Genomic DNA, 14,628 nt, shown 5'->3' on the forward strand with positions numbered 1-14,628 from the left:
TCGGGCCCCCTACTGGTCTTCGCTGCTGCGGCTCAGTCGTACGTACACCGCGGAGAAGCCCGCGAGGACGACGAGCAGGACGAGGCCGAGTGCCGCCGCACTGCCGTAGTTGTTGAAGTTGAAGGCGTACTGATAGATGAGGTAGACGACGGTGGTGGTGGAGCCCTCGGGGCCTGCGCCGTTGGTGAGCAGGAAGGGCTCGGTGAAGACCTGCATCGTCGCGATGATCTGCATCAGCAGGAGCAGCGAGAGGATGAGCCGGGTCTGCGGGACGGTGACGTGCCAGACCTTGCGCAGCAGCCCGGCGCCGTCGAGCTCGGCCGCTTCGTACAGTTCGCCCGGGATGCCTTGGAGGGCGGCGAGATAGATCAGGGTGGCGCCGCCCATGTTCATCCAGGTGGCTGCGATGACGACCGAGAGCATGGCGGTGTCGGTGGACTGGAGCCATTGCTGGGCCGGGAGGTGGAGGAGTTCCAGGACGCGGTTGAAAAGCCCGTAGCCGGGGTCGTAGAAGTACTTGAAGAGGAGTACTGAGGCGACCGGGGGCAGCATCACCGGCAGATAGACCAGAAGTCGCAAGTAGCCCTGTCCGTGCCGGAATTCATTGAGGACGACGGCGACGACGAACGGCAGGGCGAAGCCCAGCAGGAGCGCGAGCCCGGTGAAGAGCAGGGTGTTGCGCCAGGCCTGCCAGAAGGCCGGGTCGTTGAAGACGTGGCTGAGGTTGGACCAGCCGGCCCAGGTGGTCCGTCCGTCCTCGTTCTTCTGGAAGGCCAGGATGAACTCCCGGACCATCGGGTACCAGGAGAAGAACGAGAAGCAGAGCACAGCTCCGATCAGAAAGCCGTGCGCGGAGATATTGCGGCGCAGTACTCGCCGGAACTCCTGGCGGGCAGAGTCCGTACGGGCGGGGCCCTGGTGTCCACGGCGTGGCCCGGTCGCCTTGCTGGTGGACAGGGTGGGGGCCGACATGATGTCTCCTCGGTGCCGGTGTGCTGAAGCGCAGACGGACGGCCGGATGCCGGGCCGGGGCGGTGCGCCCCGGGCCCCGCGCGTCCGTCACTGGTTCGCGAGAACCTGATTGACCTGCTGTTCGGCGGTGGAGAGCAGTTTGTCGACGTCGGCGTGTCTGTTGGTGAGGACCCCCGACATGGCGTTGTCGAGGATCTTGTAGATCTCCTGGGCCTTCGGCGGCTCGGCCTTGCCGGTGACCGGGTTGTCCATGAAGGCCTTGAAGTTCTCGACCGGCATCGTGGCGTTGGCGACCCGCTGTGCGTCGTCCTTCGTCTTGGTTGTGCCCAGGAAGAAGTTCGGCTGCGGCAGTCCGACGGGCAGCTGGTCGGCCTTGGTGCGTGCCCAGTCGAACTGGCCCTTGCCCTGGGTGAGGTTCTTGAAGTTGAGCCAGGCGATGGCGGCCTTGATCTGGTTGGGCGAACTGCCCTTCTTGATCATGTAGTTGTTGCCGCCGAAGAGGGTTCCCTCGGCGCCGGGGATCGGGCCCATGCCGAAGTTCTCGTACTTGGCACCGAGTTGCTGGACCATGTACGTGATGTCGTCGGGTGCGGCGAGGAACATACCGAGCTTGTCGCTGGCTATCTGCTTCTGCAGGTCGCCCCACTTCAGCAGCTGGGTCTGGCCCATGCTGTTGTCCTCCCAGCGCATGTCGTGCAGCTGCTGGAGGACCTGCTTGCCGGTGTCGTCGTTGAAAGCGGCCTTCTTTCCGGTGGGGTCGACCACGTCCCCGCCGAGAGAGTACTGGGCTGCGGTGAAGTGCCAGCCGCCGGTGTTGCCCGCGCTGTACTCGCCGTAGCCCGCGATGCCCTTGCCGAGTGCCGCGATCTTCCTACCGGCCTCCCGGACCGCGTCCCAGGTCGCCGGTGGCCGGTCCGGGTCGAGGCCGGCCTCGGTGAACAGCTTCCGGTTGATCATCAGACCCATGGTGTAGTTGCTGGTCGGCAGCGCGTAGAGCTTGCCGTCCTTGCGGGCCACATCGACCACCTGGGGCTGGATGTCCTTCAGCGCGGGCACCGTCCTGTCGGTGACGTACGCGGAGATGTCCTCGGCGCCGTTGTTGTCGAGCACCTGCTCCAGGTCGGTGAAGTAGGCGTAGAACACGTCGGGTTGCGACTTCGCCTTGAGCATCGCCGTGAAGCGCGGCGGCTCCAGGCACTGGCCGGGGGTGGACTTCCCGTTGATCGTGACGTTCGGGTACATCTTCTTGAACGTCTTGATGTCCTCGTTCCACTCACGCAGTTCCGCGGCCTTGGCGGCCGGCGGCATGCAGTCGATCGAGATCGTCACCTTCGCCTTCAGGTCGAGCGGGGCCGACGGATCGGACGAGCCCTCGGATCCGTCCCCCTTGCCGCCCCCGCTGCTGCTCGTGCCGCAGGAGGCGAGGGCGGTCAGGGCGAGCGCGGTGACGAGGGTGACGGCGGAGGCACGGCGTGTACGGCGGAACCCAGCACTTCTCATCGTGGTCCCCTTCGGGCATGAGCGCGGAAGGCCCTCGGCCGGCACTCTGCCGGGGCGCGGCACACTCAACCACTGCATGCAGGGGAGAGCAATATCCCGCGCACTTTTCGTAAATATTTGACATCACGATGCATGTGGCGTGCACAGATGGCAGAGGGTGCGACAGCAAGAAGCGGGGCCCTGCGGCTGCGGGCCCCGCTCGTCGTGCGCTGTCAGCCGGCCGGGATCAGAATCCGCCGGTGTTCAGAAGCCGGTTCGGCGAACCCGGGCCCAGGCAGGACAGGACGCCCTCGGTGGACCGGTCGGCGAGCCGGCACGCGATGTTCTCGGCGTGGCGCCAGGGGTTCCTCTGCTTGTGGAGGGCGGCGACACCGCCAATATGCCGACTGACCATGGAGGTTCAGTCGAGTGTGACGGAGCCGCCGCCGAGCCCGGCGGAGAAGATGTCCGCGCCGGGGGCGTGAAGCCACGCGCATGAGCCGTAGTTGCCGAAGTCCCCTGAGCGTGATCATCCGGACAGCTCGCACAAGTGGCGTGGGTGTACCCGCGCATTCGTCCCGGACGGGGCGGGCCATCAGCCGTTCGCGGTCCACCGGTACCTGACGTCCGGTTCCTTCTCCTCGTTGCGGCTGCCGTCGTCGAACCCGACCGCGGTGAAGCCGTACCGCTCATAGAACGCCCGGGCGTCGGTGTTGCGTTGGAATACGTACAGAGTGAGCTCGTCGGGGGCGATCTCGCGCGCCTTGGCCAGGAGCAGCGAGCCGATGCCCCGACGCCGTACATCGGGTCGCAGATACAGGTGTTCCAGATCGGTTCCGTCGAGGGAGGCGAACCCCAGCACGTCCCCGGTCCCGGTCTCGGCGATCCACACCGTTGTTCCGGGCAGGACGACATGGGTCATCCAGGCCAGCGTGTCCTCGTCGCTGTGCACCTTCGGCAGGTACGGCATGGCTGCGGCGCGGGAGGCGAGGAAGAGCCGGGTGAGCGGCTCCGCGTCCTCGGCGGCTGCCTCGCGCAGCAGGACACGGTCGGCCGCCGCGGACTCGTTCGATGCCATCTCGTCTCTCCCCTGTCCAGAACCCGCCCTTTGTCGCCATCGGCGGTGAACTGCTCGTCCTCCTGGACGAACATATGCCGGGCCGAGCCACTCCTCCACAGGATTTGGGCTGTTCATCGGGCCGGCCCTCCCCTCCGCGCCGGTGCGTGTCCACGGCGGGGCAGTCGCGGACCGGCGCAGGCCACCCGCGAAAATAGGGGAGGGAAGATCGCAAGGACCGACCGATACGGAGGAGTGGGCAGATGCTGCACGAACGAGCTGGAGAGCCGGCGCGGCCGGAGGATCTCACCGATGTGGCCCGGCTGGTCACCGCCTATTACACGCTGCACCCGGATCCGGCCGAGCCCGGCCAGCGGGTGGCCTTCGGTACCTCCGGCCACCGCGGGTCGTCCACGGCCACCGCGTTCAACGAGGACCACATCGCCGCCACCAGTCAGGCCATCAGCGAGTACCGGGCGCTGCAGGGCACGGACGGGCCACTCTTCCTCGGCGCCGACACCCATGCGCTGTCGGAACCGGCCCGGATCACCGCCATCGAGGTGTTCGCCGCCAATGACGTGACCGTGCTCATCGATCCAGCTGACGGCTACACCCCGACCCCGGCGGTGTCGCATGCCATCCTCACCCACAACCGGGGCCGGACCTCGCAGCTCGCCGACGGTGTGGTGGTCACTCCGTCCCACAACCCGCCCGGTGACGGCGGGTTCAAGTACAACCCGCCGAACGGCGGCCCGGCCGGCTCCGAGGCCACCGGCTGGATCCAGGAGCGGGCCAACGAGATCATCGCGGCCGGGATGAAGGACGTACGACGGCTGCCCTACGTCCGCGCACGGGCGGCATCGACCACCGGGACGTACGACTTCCTCGGCAGCTACGTCGCGGACCTGCCGTCCGTGCTCGACCTGGACGCGATCCGCTCGGCGGAAGTACGCATCGGTGCCGACCCGTTGGGCGGCGCGTCGGTCGCGTACTGGGGCCGCATCGCCGAACAGCACCGGCTCGATCTGACCGTGGTCAATCCCCTGTCCGACCCCACCTGGCGGTTCATGACGCTGGACTGGGACGGAAAGATCCGGATGGACTGCTCCTCGCCGTACGCGATGGCCTCGTTGATCGGGCAGCGCGACCGCTATCAGATCGCGACCGGGAACGACGCCGATGCCGACCGGCACGGCATCGTCACACCCGACGCCGGGCTGATGAACCCGAACCACTACCTCGCCGTCGCCATCGACTACCTGTACGCCCACCGCGAGCAGTGGCCGGCCGCAGCGGGCATCGGCAAGACGCTGGTCTCCTCGGGAATGATCGACCGGGTCGCCGCCGGCCTCGGCCGTGAGCTGGTCGAGGTGCCGGTCGGCTTCAAGTGGTTCGTGGACGGACTGGTCGACGGATCGCTCGGGTTCGGCGGCGAGGAATCGGCCGGGGCGTCCTTCCTGCGCCGAGACGGGTCGGTGTGGACGACCGACAAGGACGGCATCATCCTGGCGCTGCTCGCCTCCGAGATCCTCGCGGTGACGGGCAAGTCCCCGTCCGAGCACTATGCGGCCCTCACCGGCCGGTTCGGCGAGCCGGCCTACGCCCGGATCGACGCTCCCGCCGACCGCGAGCAGAAGGCGGTTCTCGCACGGCTCTCCCCCGAGCAGGTCACGGCCGACGCCCTGGCCGGTGAACCCGTCACGGCCGTGCTGACGGAGGCGCCCGGCAACGGCGCACCGATCGGCGGCATCAAGGTGACCACCGAGAACGCCTGGTTCGCCGCGCGTCCATCGGGCACCGAGGACGTGTACAAGATCTATGCCGAGTCGTTCCTGGGCGCCGGCCATCTCGGCCGGGTGCAGGAGGAGGCCAAGGCCGTGGTTTCCGCGGCGCTGGACGCCTGAGTCCGGCCGGGGCCGCCTCGGGGGCCCCGGCCGTTCGGCGGGCTCAGCGCACGATGTCCACGAAGACCGGGTTGGTGTAGAACCAGGTGTCGAGCCATGGGTTTCCCTTGCCGGGCTCGTGCGGGAGCGGGCCGTGCGGGTCGATCGACGCGCCGAGGAATCCCTTTCCGTGGCGCTTGCCGTCGCTGCCGCGCAGCCGCAGGTAGAACGGCTCGTCCGCGCGCCCGACCGGGATGCGCAGCGTGTATGTGCCGCGTCGGCCCGAGACATCGGCGGTGTGGGCGAGCCTCGTGTCCGGGGCGTGCCAGTCGTCGCGGTCGGCGGCCGCACCGCGGACCGCGCCGCGGATGACGTCGACGTGCTCCAGGCGCGGCAGCACACCGTACGGATTGCGGCGGGAGGCGGCCGTCACCGTGACGGTGAGGGTGAGCTTCTCGCCGCGCCGGGCGCGCAGTCGGCCACCGAGTGTGGCGCTGTTGCCGTGCTCGCCGCGCACCTTGACGTCGATGCCGTCGATGAGATGGCCGTGGTCGACCCAGACCCGGCCGGCCCGCAGTCCCTCCATCACGTGCCGGTAGCCGTACCGGGTGACGCCGACATGCGTACGGCTGAACTGGCCCGGCCAGAAGTCGCCACCGGGCTGCGGCTCGGTGGTGTTGTACGGGTCGGGGACATGGCCCGTGTTGTCGAAGTTCTGGCCCGGCGGCCAGGCGCCGTTGACCCAGGTGTCCTGGGCGACGCGGTGGACGTCGGAGTTGGAGGTGATCGTGAAGAGCTTGCCCTCCGCCAGCATCGCGTCCCACAGACCGCCGACGGTCGCAGTCGCCCAGTCGAAGCCCCCGTAGGTGACGTACGCCTCGCGCGGGTAGCCGGGCCAGGAGTCGGCGGAGGGTGAATTCGTGTACTCGCCGCGGATGTTGGTGTCCGGGTGCCAGCCCGGGATCGCCCCGGCCTGGGCGCCCGGGGCGCCCTCCATGCCGATCATGATCTCGGGGGCCGCGTCGCGCCAGCCTCGCATCTCGTGCGGGGAGTCGATGCCGAGCCGCATGGGGTGGTTGGCGAGGACGAGGACGTCGTCGACGTACCGGGTGCGGCGCTGTTCGGCCAGCCACTTGAGGGCCTTGACCGCGTGCGCCTCGTTCCGAGGGGTGTCGGGGTGTGTGGGGGCACCGGCGGTGTAGCCGAGCAGCTTGCCGTCGAAGGCTTCTTCGAAACGGGTGAGGAGGTCGACTTCATGCCGTCCGGGCGGCGAGAAGACGGTGCAGTGCTCGGCACCGGGGATGTACCACTCCAGGCCCTGGAAGATCAGCATGCGCTCGTTGTCGGCGCGGGCCCTGAGGATCTCCCGGTGCTCCTGAGCGGCGCCGAGTTCGGCATGGCCGATGTTGCTGTGCTCGGTGAAGACCATCCAGTCGAGGCCGAACTTCTGTCCTGCCGAGGCCAGCTGGGAGAAGGTGTACTTGGCATCATGGCTGTAGACGGAGTGGTTGTGGTGATCGCCGACCAGATAGACCAGGTCAGGGGCGTGTCCGCGACCGAGTCCCTGGGACTGCCCTCCCCGGCTGTCGGCCAGCGCGGGCAGCGGCAGCGACGCGGCGGCGAAGGCCGCACCGAACAGACCGGCTCGGCGCATCAGTCCTCGGCGGCTGAGACCCTGCGGGTCGAGTGACTCCGCGGGAACCTGGGGGTCGGCCCATTCGGGCACGGGGTGGGACATGGCGCGACGTTCTCCTTAGTGCAGAGCGGCAACGGCCCGAGGCCCGGATCGCAGCGCCGCCGTGACAAGGGTTTCCTGATTCCGGAAATGTCGGGTGAACCTGGCCTGAAGGGTGGGGGTCGCACCTGTGGCGCGCCGGATGCGGCGGCTGCGGACCTGCTGGGCTGAGTCCGTTCAGCGCGATACACCGGGCATATAACGGCATGCATCGCTACAATTTGGGCATGGGAGAACGGCCTGTAGCGCCGACTGCGCCCGAACTCGTTCTCGAAACCGACGCAGGACCGACTGTGATGAGTCCGAGCCGGGATTACCACGTCGGGCGCGATCCCCTGAGCGACATCGTCATCGACGACGAACGGGTTTCGTGGCACCACGCGGTGCTGCGGCCCGTGGCCGACCACTGGTCACTGGAGGACGAGGACAGTACGAACGGCACGTACACGGAGGGCAGGCGCATCCATGAGTCGGGCGTGGGCCCCGGCAGCGTCATCCGGTTCGGTCACCCCGCGGACGGGCCGTGCGCAGTTCTGGTCGGCCAGGGCCCCCCGACCGCCGCTCTGCATCCGGCCGACCGCCCGTCCGCCGTCTCCATGCCCGCGGCCACCGGTACGTTCCGGCAGCCGACCACCGTGCGACCGCGGCCCGTCCATAACGTACGCATCGGCCGCAGCCCCGACAACGACCTCGTCGTCGACGACCTGACCGTCTCGCACCGGCACGCCGAACTGCGGGCACATCCGGACGGCACGTACGAGATCGTCGACCTCGGCTCGCACAACGGCACATATCTCAACGGCCAGCTGGTCGGCCGCGCCCCGGTCGCCGCGGGTGACATCGTCGGCATCGGTCACTCCGAGTTCTCTCTGATCGGCGACGTGCTGCAGGAGTTCGTCGACACCGGTGAGGTCTCGCTCGATGTGCAGGACCTGGCGGTCACCGTGGACCGGGGCAGCAAGACCCTGCTCGACCATGTCTCCTTCCCGGTGGGCGAGAAGTGTCTGCTCGGCGTGGTGGGTCCGAGCGGCTCCGGTAAGTCCACCCTGCTCAACGCGCTGACCGGCCTGCGCCCGGCCGACGAGGGCAACGTCCTCTACGACGGCCGCGACCTCTACCACGACTACGCCGAGCTGCGCCATCGCATCGGGCTCGTCCCGCAGGACGACATCCTGCACTCCCAGCTGACCGTGCGCCGCGCCCTCGGATACGCCGCCGAGCTCCGCTTCCCGCACGACGCCGCCCCGTCCGAACGCCGGGCCCGGGTCGCCGAGGTGATACGTGAGCTGGCTCTGGAAAAGCGGACGGAGCAGCCGATTCACAGCCTCTCCGGCGGTCAGCGCAAGCGCGTCAGCGTTGCGCTGGAGCTGCTGACGAAGCCGTCGCTGCTCTTCCTCGACGAGCCGACCTCGGGCCTCGACCCCGGCATGGACCGCTCGGTCATGCATATGCTCCGGGGGCTCGCCGACGACGGGCGTACGGTCATCGTCGTCACGCACAGTGTGCTCAGCCTCGATGTCTGCGACCGACTGCTGGTCCTCGCCCCCGGCGGGAAGACCGCCTTCTACGGGCCGCCGGACGACGCACTCGCCTTCCTCGGGTTCGAGCACTGGCCGGAGGCGTTCGAGGCGTTCGAGAACGACCGGGACCGGCAATGGTCGGCGGAGTACCGCGCGTCCCCCTTCCACCGGCAGTACATCGCGAACTCCACCGCGCAGCCCCGGCTGCCGCACGCCGAGGTCGCCCCGGTCGCGCCGCCGCCGAAGACCCGGAGCGGGGGCGCTCAGCTCCGGACGCTCGTCCGCCGCTATGCCGCCGCGCTGAGCGCCGACCGGACCTTCCTGGCCATCATGGTCGCTCTGCCGTTCGTGATGGGCGCGATGACCCGGGCCCTGGCCGGCAGCCGACTGACCCAGGACACGGCGATCAACGCGCTGCTGATCCTCTGTGTGGGCGGCGTGCTGACCGGCGCCGCCAACGCCGTACGGGAACTGGTCAAGGAACGGGCGATCTACCAGCGGGAGAGGGCTGTCGGGCTGTCCAGATCGGCGTATCTGATGTCCAAAGTGGTTGTCCTGGGCACCATTACGGTGCTGCAGGCCGTGGTCCTGACCCTCGTCGGTCTGGTGGGCGTCGATCTGAACGCCCCGGGCGGCAAGGGCGTTCTCCTGCCACCGCTGGTCGAGATCACGCTGGCCGTGGCCCTGCTGTCGTTCTCGGCGATGATGCTCGGTCTGGTCGTCTCGGCGCTGGTGCGCAAGGAGGAGGTCACCATGCCGCTGCTGGTGCTCCTCGCCATCGTCCAGGTCGTCTTCTGTGGTGCGCTGCTGAAACTGCACGGGGTGCCCGGGCTGGAGCAGCTGGCATGGCTGGTGCCGTCCCGGTGGGCGCTCGCGGCGATGGGCGGGACCATCGGGCTCGGCAGGATCGTGCCGGGAAAGGTGAGCGCGGATCCGCTGTTCGAGCACTCCGCAGCCGTGTGGCTGCTGAACATGGGGATGCTGGTGGTGCTGTCGGTCGTCTTCGGACTGGTGGTCTTGCGGCTGCTGCGCAGGCATGAACCCGCCATTATGCGGAAGAAGTAGCGGAAGCAGGTGACGCACGGCCCCCGGAGACCGAGCCACCGCCCGGGCGGCCGCGGTGCTGGTGTTCCCCGGGCTCCGGCGGTGGGCGCGGTGGTCAGCCGGCCATTTCGCCGCGCCGGATGACCCGGGAGCCGAGCAGGCCGCCGAGGAACCCGGTGACCAGCCCCCAGAGTGCGGCCAGAGCAAGTGCGCCGCCCATGTGCGGGCGCAGGGTGACCTGCCCGCCGAGGCCGCCGTCGACCTCCCCGAGGCCCAGCAGTGACAGTCCGTAGTGCGCGGAGACGGGGACAGTCAGGCAGATCGTCAGCACGGTGAGTACGAGCCCCACCGCCATGTGCACGGCGTGCTGCCAGGGCGGCATCCGAGCGGGCGAGCGAATCGTCATGAGGAGCGCGGCGGACAGGGTCAGGACCGCGGCGACGACCACCAGCCACCAGGACCGCGCGTCGGCATCGGCCAGAGTGGTGACGTCGAGGGTGGAGACGTCGGGGGTACGGAGTACGGAGTCGAGCACATGCGGCACGGGCAGCCCGAACGGGCCGTCCACCTGTCCCTCCCACGACGCCCCGAGGCCCAGCGTGAAGGCGAGCCACACAAGGTTCGGCAGCCCCAGGAGAATCACGGCGAACGTCTCGGCCGGGTGACCGCGGGTCACCGCGACGACGAGCCCGACGACCAGTCCCAGTCCGACGTACACGAGCAGCAGCACCACCATGGCGTACGCGGCCGGGCGCACCGACTCCTGGAAGCGCACCAGCCGGGCGGGGAGCGGCGCCGCCCGCGATACGAGGAGAGCGAGGACGAGAACCCCTGCCAGCCAGATCAGGCCGAGGACCAGGGTGAGGAGGACATCGGCCCGGAATCCGACCTCGGGGGATGCGTCGAACACGTCGCTGATGACTGTGCCGGTCGGGCCCCCGACCGCGACGGCGAACGTCTGGCGAGCGAGCAGCGAGAGGCCGATGAGCACCAGCGCCCAGAGCACTGCCACCCGGGCGACCCAGCCCGCCAATTCTCGGGTGCCCGCGACGGCCCGGTGACGCAGCGGACGCAGGAAGCCCGCGGCAATTACCAACGCTCCGGCGAGGGTCACCGAGAGCGGCAGCAGCGAAAGGTCCGCGTGGGTCTTCGCGAGGTCCCCGGCGTCCCCGGAGAGGTCGACCGTGCCGCCCGCCGCCATCACGACGACGGCCGCGACGACGCGCGGGAACGCACCGTCCGGCAGAGCGGTCGCGCCGGCCGCCCAGAGTCCGAGCGCGGCCGTGACGGCCATGGCCACCAGCCCGGCGAGCACCGCGACGAGGGCGTCACCCCAGCCGTGCGCAGCGCTGTGTGCGTTGCCGATCCGGTCCCCGGCTCCCTGTTCGCTCACGGGGCCACGCTAGGCACGGCGCCGGGCACTCCGCCCCTTGGGAGAGCCGGTCGGCGTCGGCTTGCGGGCCTCGCGAGCTCGCCGCAGGCTCCGGTGCCCCCGTCCACCGGAGCGCCGCCCCCACCGCCGGCGTCCGAGTCCGTGGCGACGCCCGCCCGGCCGGCCTCCGGCGGCACCCCGTCGGCCGGCGGGCGCCCAGGAGGGGATGCGGAGCGGCGTGGGCCGTCGATCTTCCGTGATCCCGGAGCGGTTAATCCGTCTGCCACTGAGCGGTGGCGAAGCGCGGAGGGGGCGTCGACGCTTGTCCCTACCCACCGATTCGCGAGGTGGGCGGAGCCTGATGGGGGTGAATCCGTGTCGGACGCCGGTGCACAGGACCCCGCGTCGACTCCGGGCGACGGTATGGGGGCGGCGGTCCTCCACACCCTGTTCGCCCAGTCCGCAGTGGGCCTGCATGTTCTGGACACGCAGTTGCGGGTGGTCCGGGCGAACCCCCTTTCCGACGTCGTCCCCGCCGAGCCCCTCGCAGGGCGTCACTTCACCGACGCGTACCACCTCGAACGGCCGGACAAAGCGGAGCGGATACTGCGCGAAGTGCTGGACACCGGCGTGGCCTCGCACGACCACGTGATCCGCGGCCGCCTCCAGGACGCCCCCGGCCCCAGTCGCAGCCTCAAGGTGTCCGTCTACCGTCTGGACGATGCGGACGGTCACGCCCTCGGGCTGCTGGTCACGGTCGTCGATGTCAACGAGCAGGAGAAGGCACGCACCCGGGCAGCGTGTCTCGCCGCGGTGCGCACGCAGGTGGGCAGGTCACTCGATGTGGCAGCCACCTGCGAGGGGCTCGTCGAGGCCGTCGTTCCGGTGTTCGCCGACTTCGCCGTGGTCGAGGTGGTGGATGAGGTACTGCGCGGTTCGGATCCGCCGACCGGACCCCTGGGGCACGATGTCCCACTGCGCCGCGCGGCGGTCCGAGGCGTCGGCCCCGACGGTCACCGGGACGGCCTGGTCGGAGAGATGCGCAGGCTGCCCGCCCGTACCCCCTACGCTCTGGCCGCATTGGATCTCCGGCCCCGTCTCGTCCAGATCGGTCCCCGGACACCATGGCTGGACGCGGACCCCGACAGCGCCCGGGTGATCGAAGCGACCCGGGCTCAGTCCTTGATCGTGGTCCCGTTGAAGCTGCACGGCACGGTCCTCGGTCTTGTGAGTCTCTACCGGTGCCGGGGGACGGAGCCCTATGAGGAGAACGACATCCCGCTCGCTCTGACCGCAGCCGCTCATGTCGCGCTGAGCGTCGACAACGCACGGCGCTACGAGCACGACCATGTGATCGCGTCGACGGTCCAGCGCCGGCTCCTCCCCCAGCACGACGGTGACCGGATCGCCGTGGAGACGGCACACGTCCTGCTGCCCGGGCACAACAGCGGCTGCTGGTTCGACACCATCAGTCTCTCCGGCGCGCGCACCGCTCTGATCATCGGCAATGTCGAGGGTCCCGGCCTGCAGGCGGCCATCACCATGGGGCAGTTGCGGACCGTCATCCACGCGCTGGCCGGTCTCGACCTGGAGCCGGACGAAGTGCTTGCCCGGCTGAGCGACACCGCCGGCCGCCTGGCCGTCGAACGGGCATCCCTTCCGCCCGGCGACCGGCTGCGCCGGGAATCGCTCAGGGCAACCTGCATGTACGCGGTCTACGACCCGTTCTCCCGTGCCTGCACAATCGCACGGGCGGGGCACCCGGCGCCGGTCCTCGTCACGCCCGACGGCACCACGACCGCCCTGGACGTACCCGAAGGGCCCCCGCTCTTCTCCACCGACAGTTCGCCGTTCGCCACCGCCGCCTTCGAGCTCGACGAAGGCAGCGTTCTGGCATTCTTCACCGGCACCCTCCTGACCGGCCACGGGTCCACGAACCGGGTACGGGAGGCGCTCGCGCAGCCCGGCCGGAGTCTGCAGGACCTGTGCGACGAGGTCGTCTACACCCTTCCGGCCGAGGACTGTCCCGAGGGCGCCGCCCTTCTCCTCGCACGTACCGGCGTCGTCCCGGCCGAACGGGTCGCGACCTGGGAGCTGGCCCACGACCGGACCACGCCCGCCATCGCCCGTACGCTCGTGCGCGACCGGCTCGACGGCTGGAACCTCGACGAGGAGACGACCGAGGCGACCGAACTCATCGTGAGCGAGCTGATCACCAACGCCGTCCGCTACGGCACCCCTCCGCTGCAACTGCGGCTGATCCTGGACCGCTCGCTCACCTGCGAGGTGCACGACAGCAGTCGGGTGTCACCGCATCTGCGCCATGCGCGCACCGTCGACGAGGGCGGACGCGGACTGTTCATCGTCTCCCAGCTCGCCACCCACTGGGGCACCCGGTACAGCAACGACGGCAAGGCCCTGTGGACCGAGCAGGAGATCCCGTCCGTGGCGGATGAGTCCTGACCTCGGCGGGCGGCACCCGCTGCGCACGGCCTCCTTCCTCGTGGCGGCCGTGTGCACACTGGTGATGGCGGTGGCCGCGACGGCGCGCAGCACCGTGGTGTCCCCGTCGTTCTACCAGTCGGTACTCGACGACGAAGGGGCCTAAGACCGGCTCTTCGACCAGGTGCTCGTGGATCCCCGGGCATCGGGCGTCACCAGGAATCTCCTCGCGCGGCTGCCGGTCCCGGAGGCGGTGGTGACCTCCGACATCGAGGTCGTGCTGGAGCCGGAGACCGTCCGGGAAATGACCCACCGGCAGATCGACAGCGTCGTCGGGTATCTCCGCGGCGACCAGAACACCCTGCGGCTGACGGTGGACATCACGCCGGTGGTGAACAACCTCGCCGATCTCTCCCAGATCTACTTCGGTGACCTGGTGGCCTCGCTCCAGCAGAAGCCCGAGCCGGACTTCGCACAGTTCTCGGCCGACCTGGACCAGACGCTCGACAGTCTGATCTCCGGGCAGGTCCCGAGCGGGTTGCCCGCCCTGCCCCTTTCTCCCGGCCAGGCGGCGCAGGCCACCGATGCGCTGCTGCAGGCGGTGCCCGCAAAGAGCCGGGCGGCGCTGCACCCCGAGGTCTCGGTCGCGCCGGCGGAGGGCGATGTCGCCACCGCACTGGCAGCCGTGGCCCCGGCGGCGGTCTCGGACCGGACCCGTGCCGCCGCGGCCGAGCTGCGTGCCACGCCGGCGGCGGCACCTGGGACACCCGGCGGGGCGACCACCATTACGCCGGTGGCCAGACGCGCCACCAGCACAGCCCACCGTCGCGGGCGGGAGCAGGATCGACGCGGGCAAGGTCAACGCCCGTGACTGGGTGCTCGACCGTGCGCACCGGTGCGAGCAGCAGCGGGGCAGTCCGGTGTATTTCGTCGCCGTCGACTACACGACGATCAAACACGCCCGCGGGGCGGTCGACGCGCTGCGGAGCGCCCCGCTCGACGGTCCGACGATCACTGACAAGTGCGGCGCCCCGCGGGCGGGGTTGGCGCGGCGGGCCCCAGGGAGGGGGGGGGGGGGCGGTGCCGGGGCGGGGGGGGGGGGCGCGGGGGGGGCGGGGCGACCC

At 69.8% G+C, this 14,628-nt stretch carries 11 protein-coding genes; 5 read left to right on the forward strand and 6 right to left on the reverse strand.

From position 1 onward, the window contains the following. Nucleotides 1–9: 9 nt before the first annotated feature. From ACFVYE_RS36145 to ACFVYE_RS36160, 4 genes are all read right to left on the reverse strand, one after another. Nucleotides 10–972 (reverse strand): carbohydrate ABC transporter permease, encoded by a 963-nt coding sequence (locus tag ACFVYE_RS36145; protein ID WP_383972674.1) that lies wholly within the window; start codon nucleotides 970–972, stop codon nucleotides 10–12. An 87-nt stretch (nucleotides 973–1,059) separates the two neighbouring features. Then, entirely contained in the window at nucleotides 1,060–2,472 is a 1,413-nt protein-coding gene (locus ACFVYE_RS36150; RefSeq protein ID WP_389608273.1) for an extracellular solute-binding protein, read from the reverse strand. A 226-nt stretch (nucleotides 2,473–2,698) separates the two neighbouring features. Further along, nucleotides 2,699–2,866, reverse strand: coding sequence for a hypothetical protein (locus ACFVYE_RS36155; protein WP_383972670.1), 168 nt, complete (start codon nucleotides 2,864–2,866; stop codon nucleotides 2,699–2,701). A gap of 180 nt (nucleotides 2,867–3,046) precedes the next feature. After that, nucleotides 3,047–3,529 carry a GNAT family N-acetyltransferase gene (locus tag ACFVYE_RS36160; protein WP_383972668.1) on the reverse strand — a complete coding sequence of 161 codons (483 nt, stop codon included), beginning with the start codon at nucleotides 3,527–3,529 and terminating at the stop codon, nucleotides 3,047–3,049. A 242-nt stretch (nucleotides 3,530–3,771) separates the two neighbouring features. On the opposite strand from ACFVYE_RS36160, the gene pgm reads away from it, so the two are divergent. After that, complete coding sequence (gene pgm, locus ACFVYE_RS36165; RefSeq protein WP_383972666.1) at nucleotides 3,772–5,412, forward strand: phosphoglucomutase (alpha-D-glucose-1,6-bisphosphate-dependent); 1,641 nt, start codon at nucleotides 3,772–3,774, stop codon at nucleotides 5,410–5,412. A 43-nt stretch (nucleotides 5,413–5,455) separates the two neighbouring features. Here the strand turns inward: pgm and ACFVYE_RS36170 are convergent, their stop codons facing one another. Continuing rightward, on the reverse strand, nucleotides 5,456–7,129 hold the full coding sequence (locus tag ACFVYE_RS36170) for a PHP domain-containing protein (RefSeq protein ID WP_389608274.1): 1,674 nt from the start codon (nucleotides 7,127–7,129) through the stop codon (nucleotides 5,456–5,458). 224 nt (nucleotides 7,130–7,353) lie between these two features. On the opposite strand from ACFVYE_RS36170, the gene ACFVYE_RS36175 reads away from it, so the two are divergent. Further along, complete coding sequence (locus ACFVYE_RS36175) at nucleotides 7,354–9,711, forward strand: FHA domain-containing protein (protein WP_383972662.1); 2,358 nt, start codon at nucleotides 7,354–7,356, stop codon at nucleotides 9,709–9,711. Between the two features lie 94 nt (nucleotides 9,712–9,805). Here ACFVYE_RS36175 and ACFVYE_RS36180 read toward each other — a convergent pair whose 3' ends face one another. After that, nucleotides 9,806–11,083 (reverse strand): streptophobe family protein, encoded by a 1,278-nt coding sequence (locus tag ACFVYE_RS36180; protein ID WP_389608275.1) that lies wholly within the window; start codon nucleotides 11,081–11,083, stop codon nucleotides 9,806–9,808. Nucleotides 11,084–11,437: 354 nt separating this feature from the next. Here ACFVYE_RS36180 and ACFVYE_RS36185 point away from each other — a divergent pair, with 354 nt between their 5' ends. From ACFVYE_RS36185 to ACFVYE_RS36195, 3 genes are read left to right on the forward strand one after another with little or no spacing between them, the layout of a single operon-like run. Then, nucleotides 11,438–13,525 carry a SpoIIE family protein phosphatase gene (locus ACFVYE_RS36185; RefSeq protein WP_383972659.1) on the forward strand — a complete coding sequence of 696 codons (2,088 nt, stop codon included), beginning with the start codon at nucleotides 11,438–11,440 and terminating at the stop codon, nucleotides 13,523–13,525. After that, on the forward strand, nucleotides 13,515–13,670 hold the full coding sequence (locus ACFVYE_RS36190) for a hypothetical protein (protein WP_389608276.1): 156 nt from the start codon (nucleotides 13,515–13,517) through the stop codon (nucleotides 13,668–13,670). The genes ACFVYE_RS36185 and ACFVYE_RS36190 overlap by 11 nt, the downstream gene beginning before the upstream one ends. A 24-nt stretch (nucleotides 13,671–13,694) precedes the next feature. Beyond that, nucleotides 13,695–14,375, forward strand: a complete 681-nt coding sequence (locus ACFVYE_RS36195) for a hypothetical protein (protein WP_389608277.1) — start codon at nucleotides 13,695–13,697, stop codon at nucleotides 14,373–14,375. Nucleotides 14,376–14,628 lie beyond the last annotated feature (253 nt).

The sequence above is a fragment of the Streptomyces sp. NPDC058239 genome, assembly GCF_042882185.1.
Lineage (GTDB): Bacteria > Actinomycetota > Actinomycetes > Streptomycetales > Streptomycetaceae > Streptomyces.

Bases quoted from the DNA above. Each gene is read 5' to 3' on its own strand.
- ACFVYE_RS36145 (WP_383972674.1), bottom strand. From the start codon at position 972: ATGTCGGCCCCCACCCTGTCCACCAGCAAGGCGACCGGGCCACGCCGT.
- ACFVYE_RS36150 (WP_389608273.1), bottom strand. From the start codon at position 2,472: ATGAGAAGTGCTGGGTTCCGCCGTACACGCCGTGCCTCCGCCGTCACC.
- ACFVYE_RS36155 (WP_383972670.1), bottom strand. From the start codon at position 2,866: ATGGTCAGTCGGCATATTGGCGGTGTCGCCGCCCTCCACAAGCAGAGG.
- ACFVYE_RS36160 (WP_383972668.1), bottom strand. From the start codon at position 3,529: ATGGCATCGAACGAGTCCGCGGCGGCCGACCGTGTCCTGCTGCGCGAG.
- pgm (WP_383972666.1), top strand. From the start codon at position 3,772: ATGCTGCACGAACGAGCTGGAGAGCCGGCGCGGCCGGAGGATCTCACC.
- ACFVYE_RS36170 (WP_389608274.1), bottom strand. From the start codon at position 7,129: ATGTCCCACCCCGTGCCCGAATGGGCCGACCCCCAGGTTCCCGCGGAG.
- ACFVYE_RS36175 (WP_383972662.1), top strand. From the start codon at position 7,354: ATGGGAGAACGGCCTGTAGCGCCGACTGCGCCCGAACTCGTTCTCGAA.
- ACFVYE_RS36190 (WP_389608276.1), top strand. From the start codon at position 13,515: ATGAGTCCTGACCTCGGCGGGCGGCACCCGCTGCGCACGGCCTCCTTC.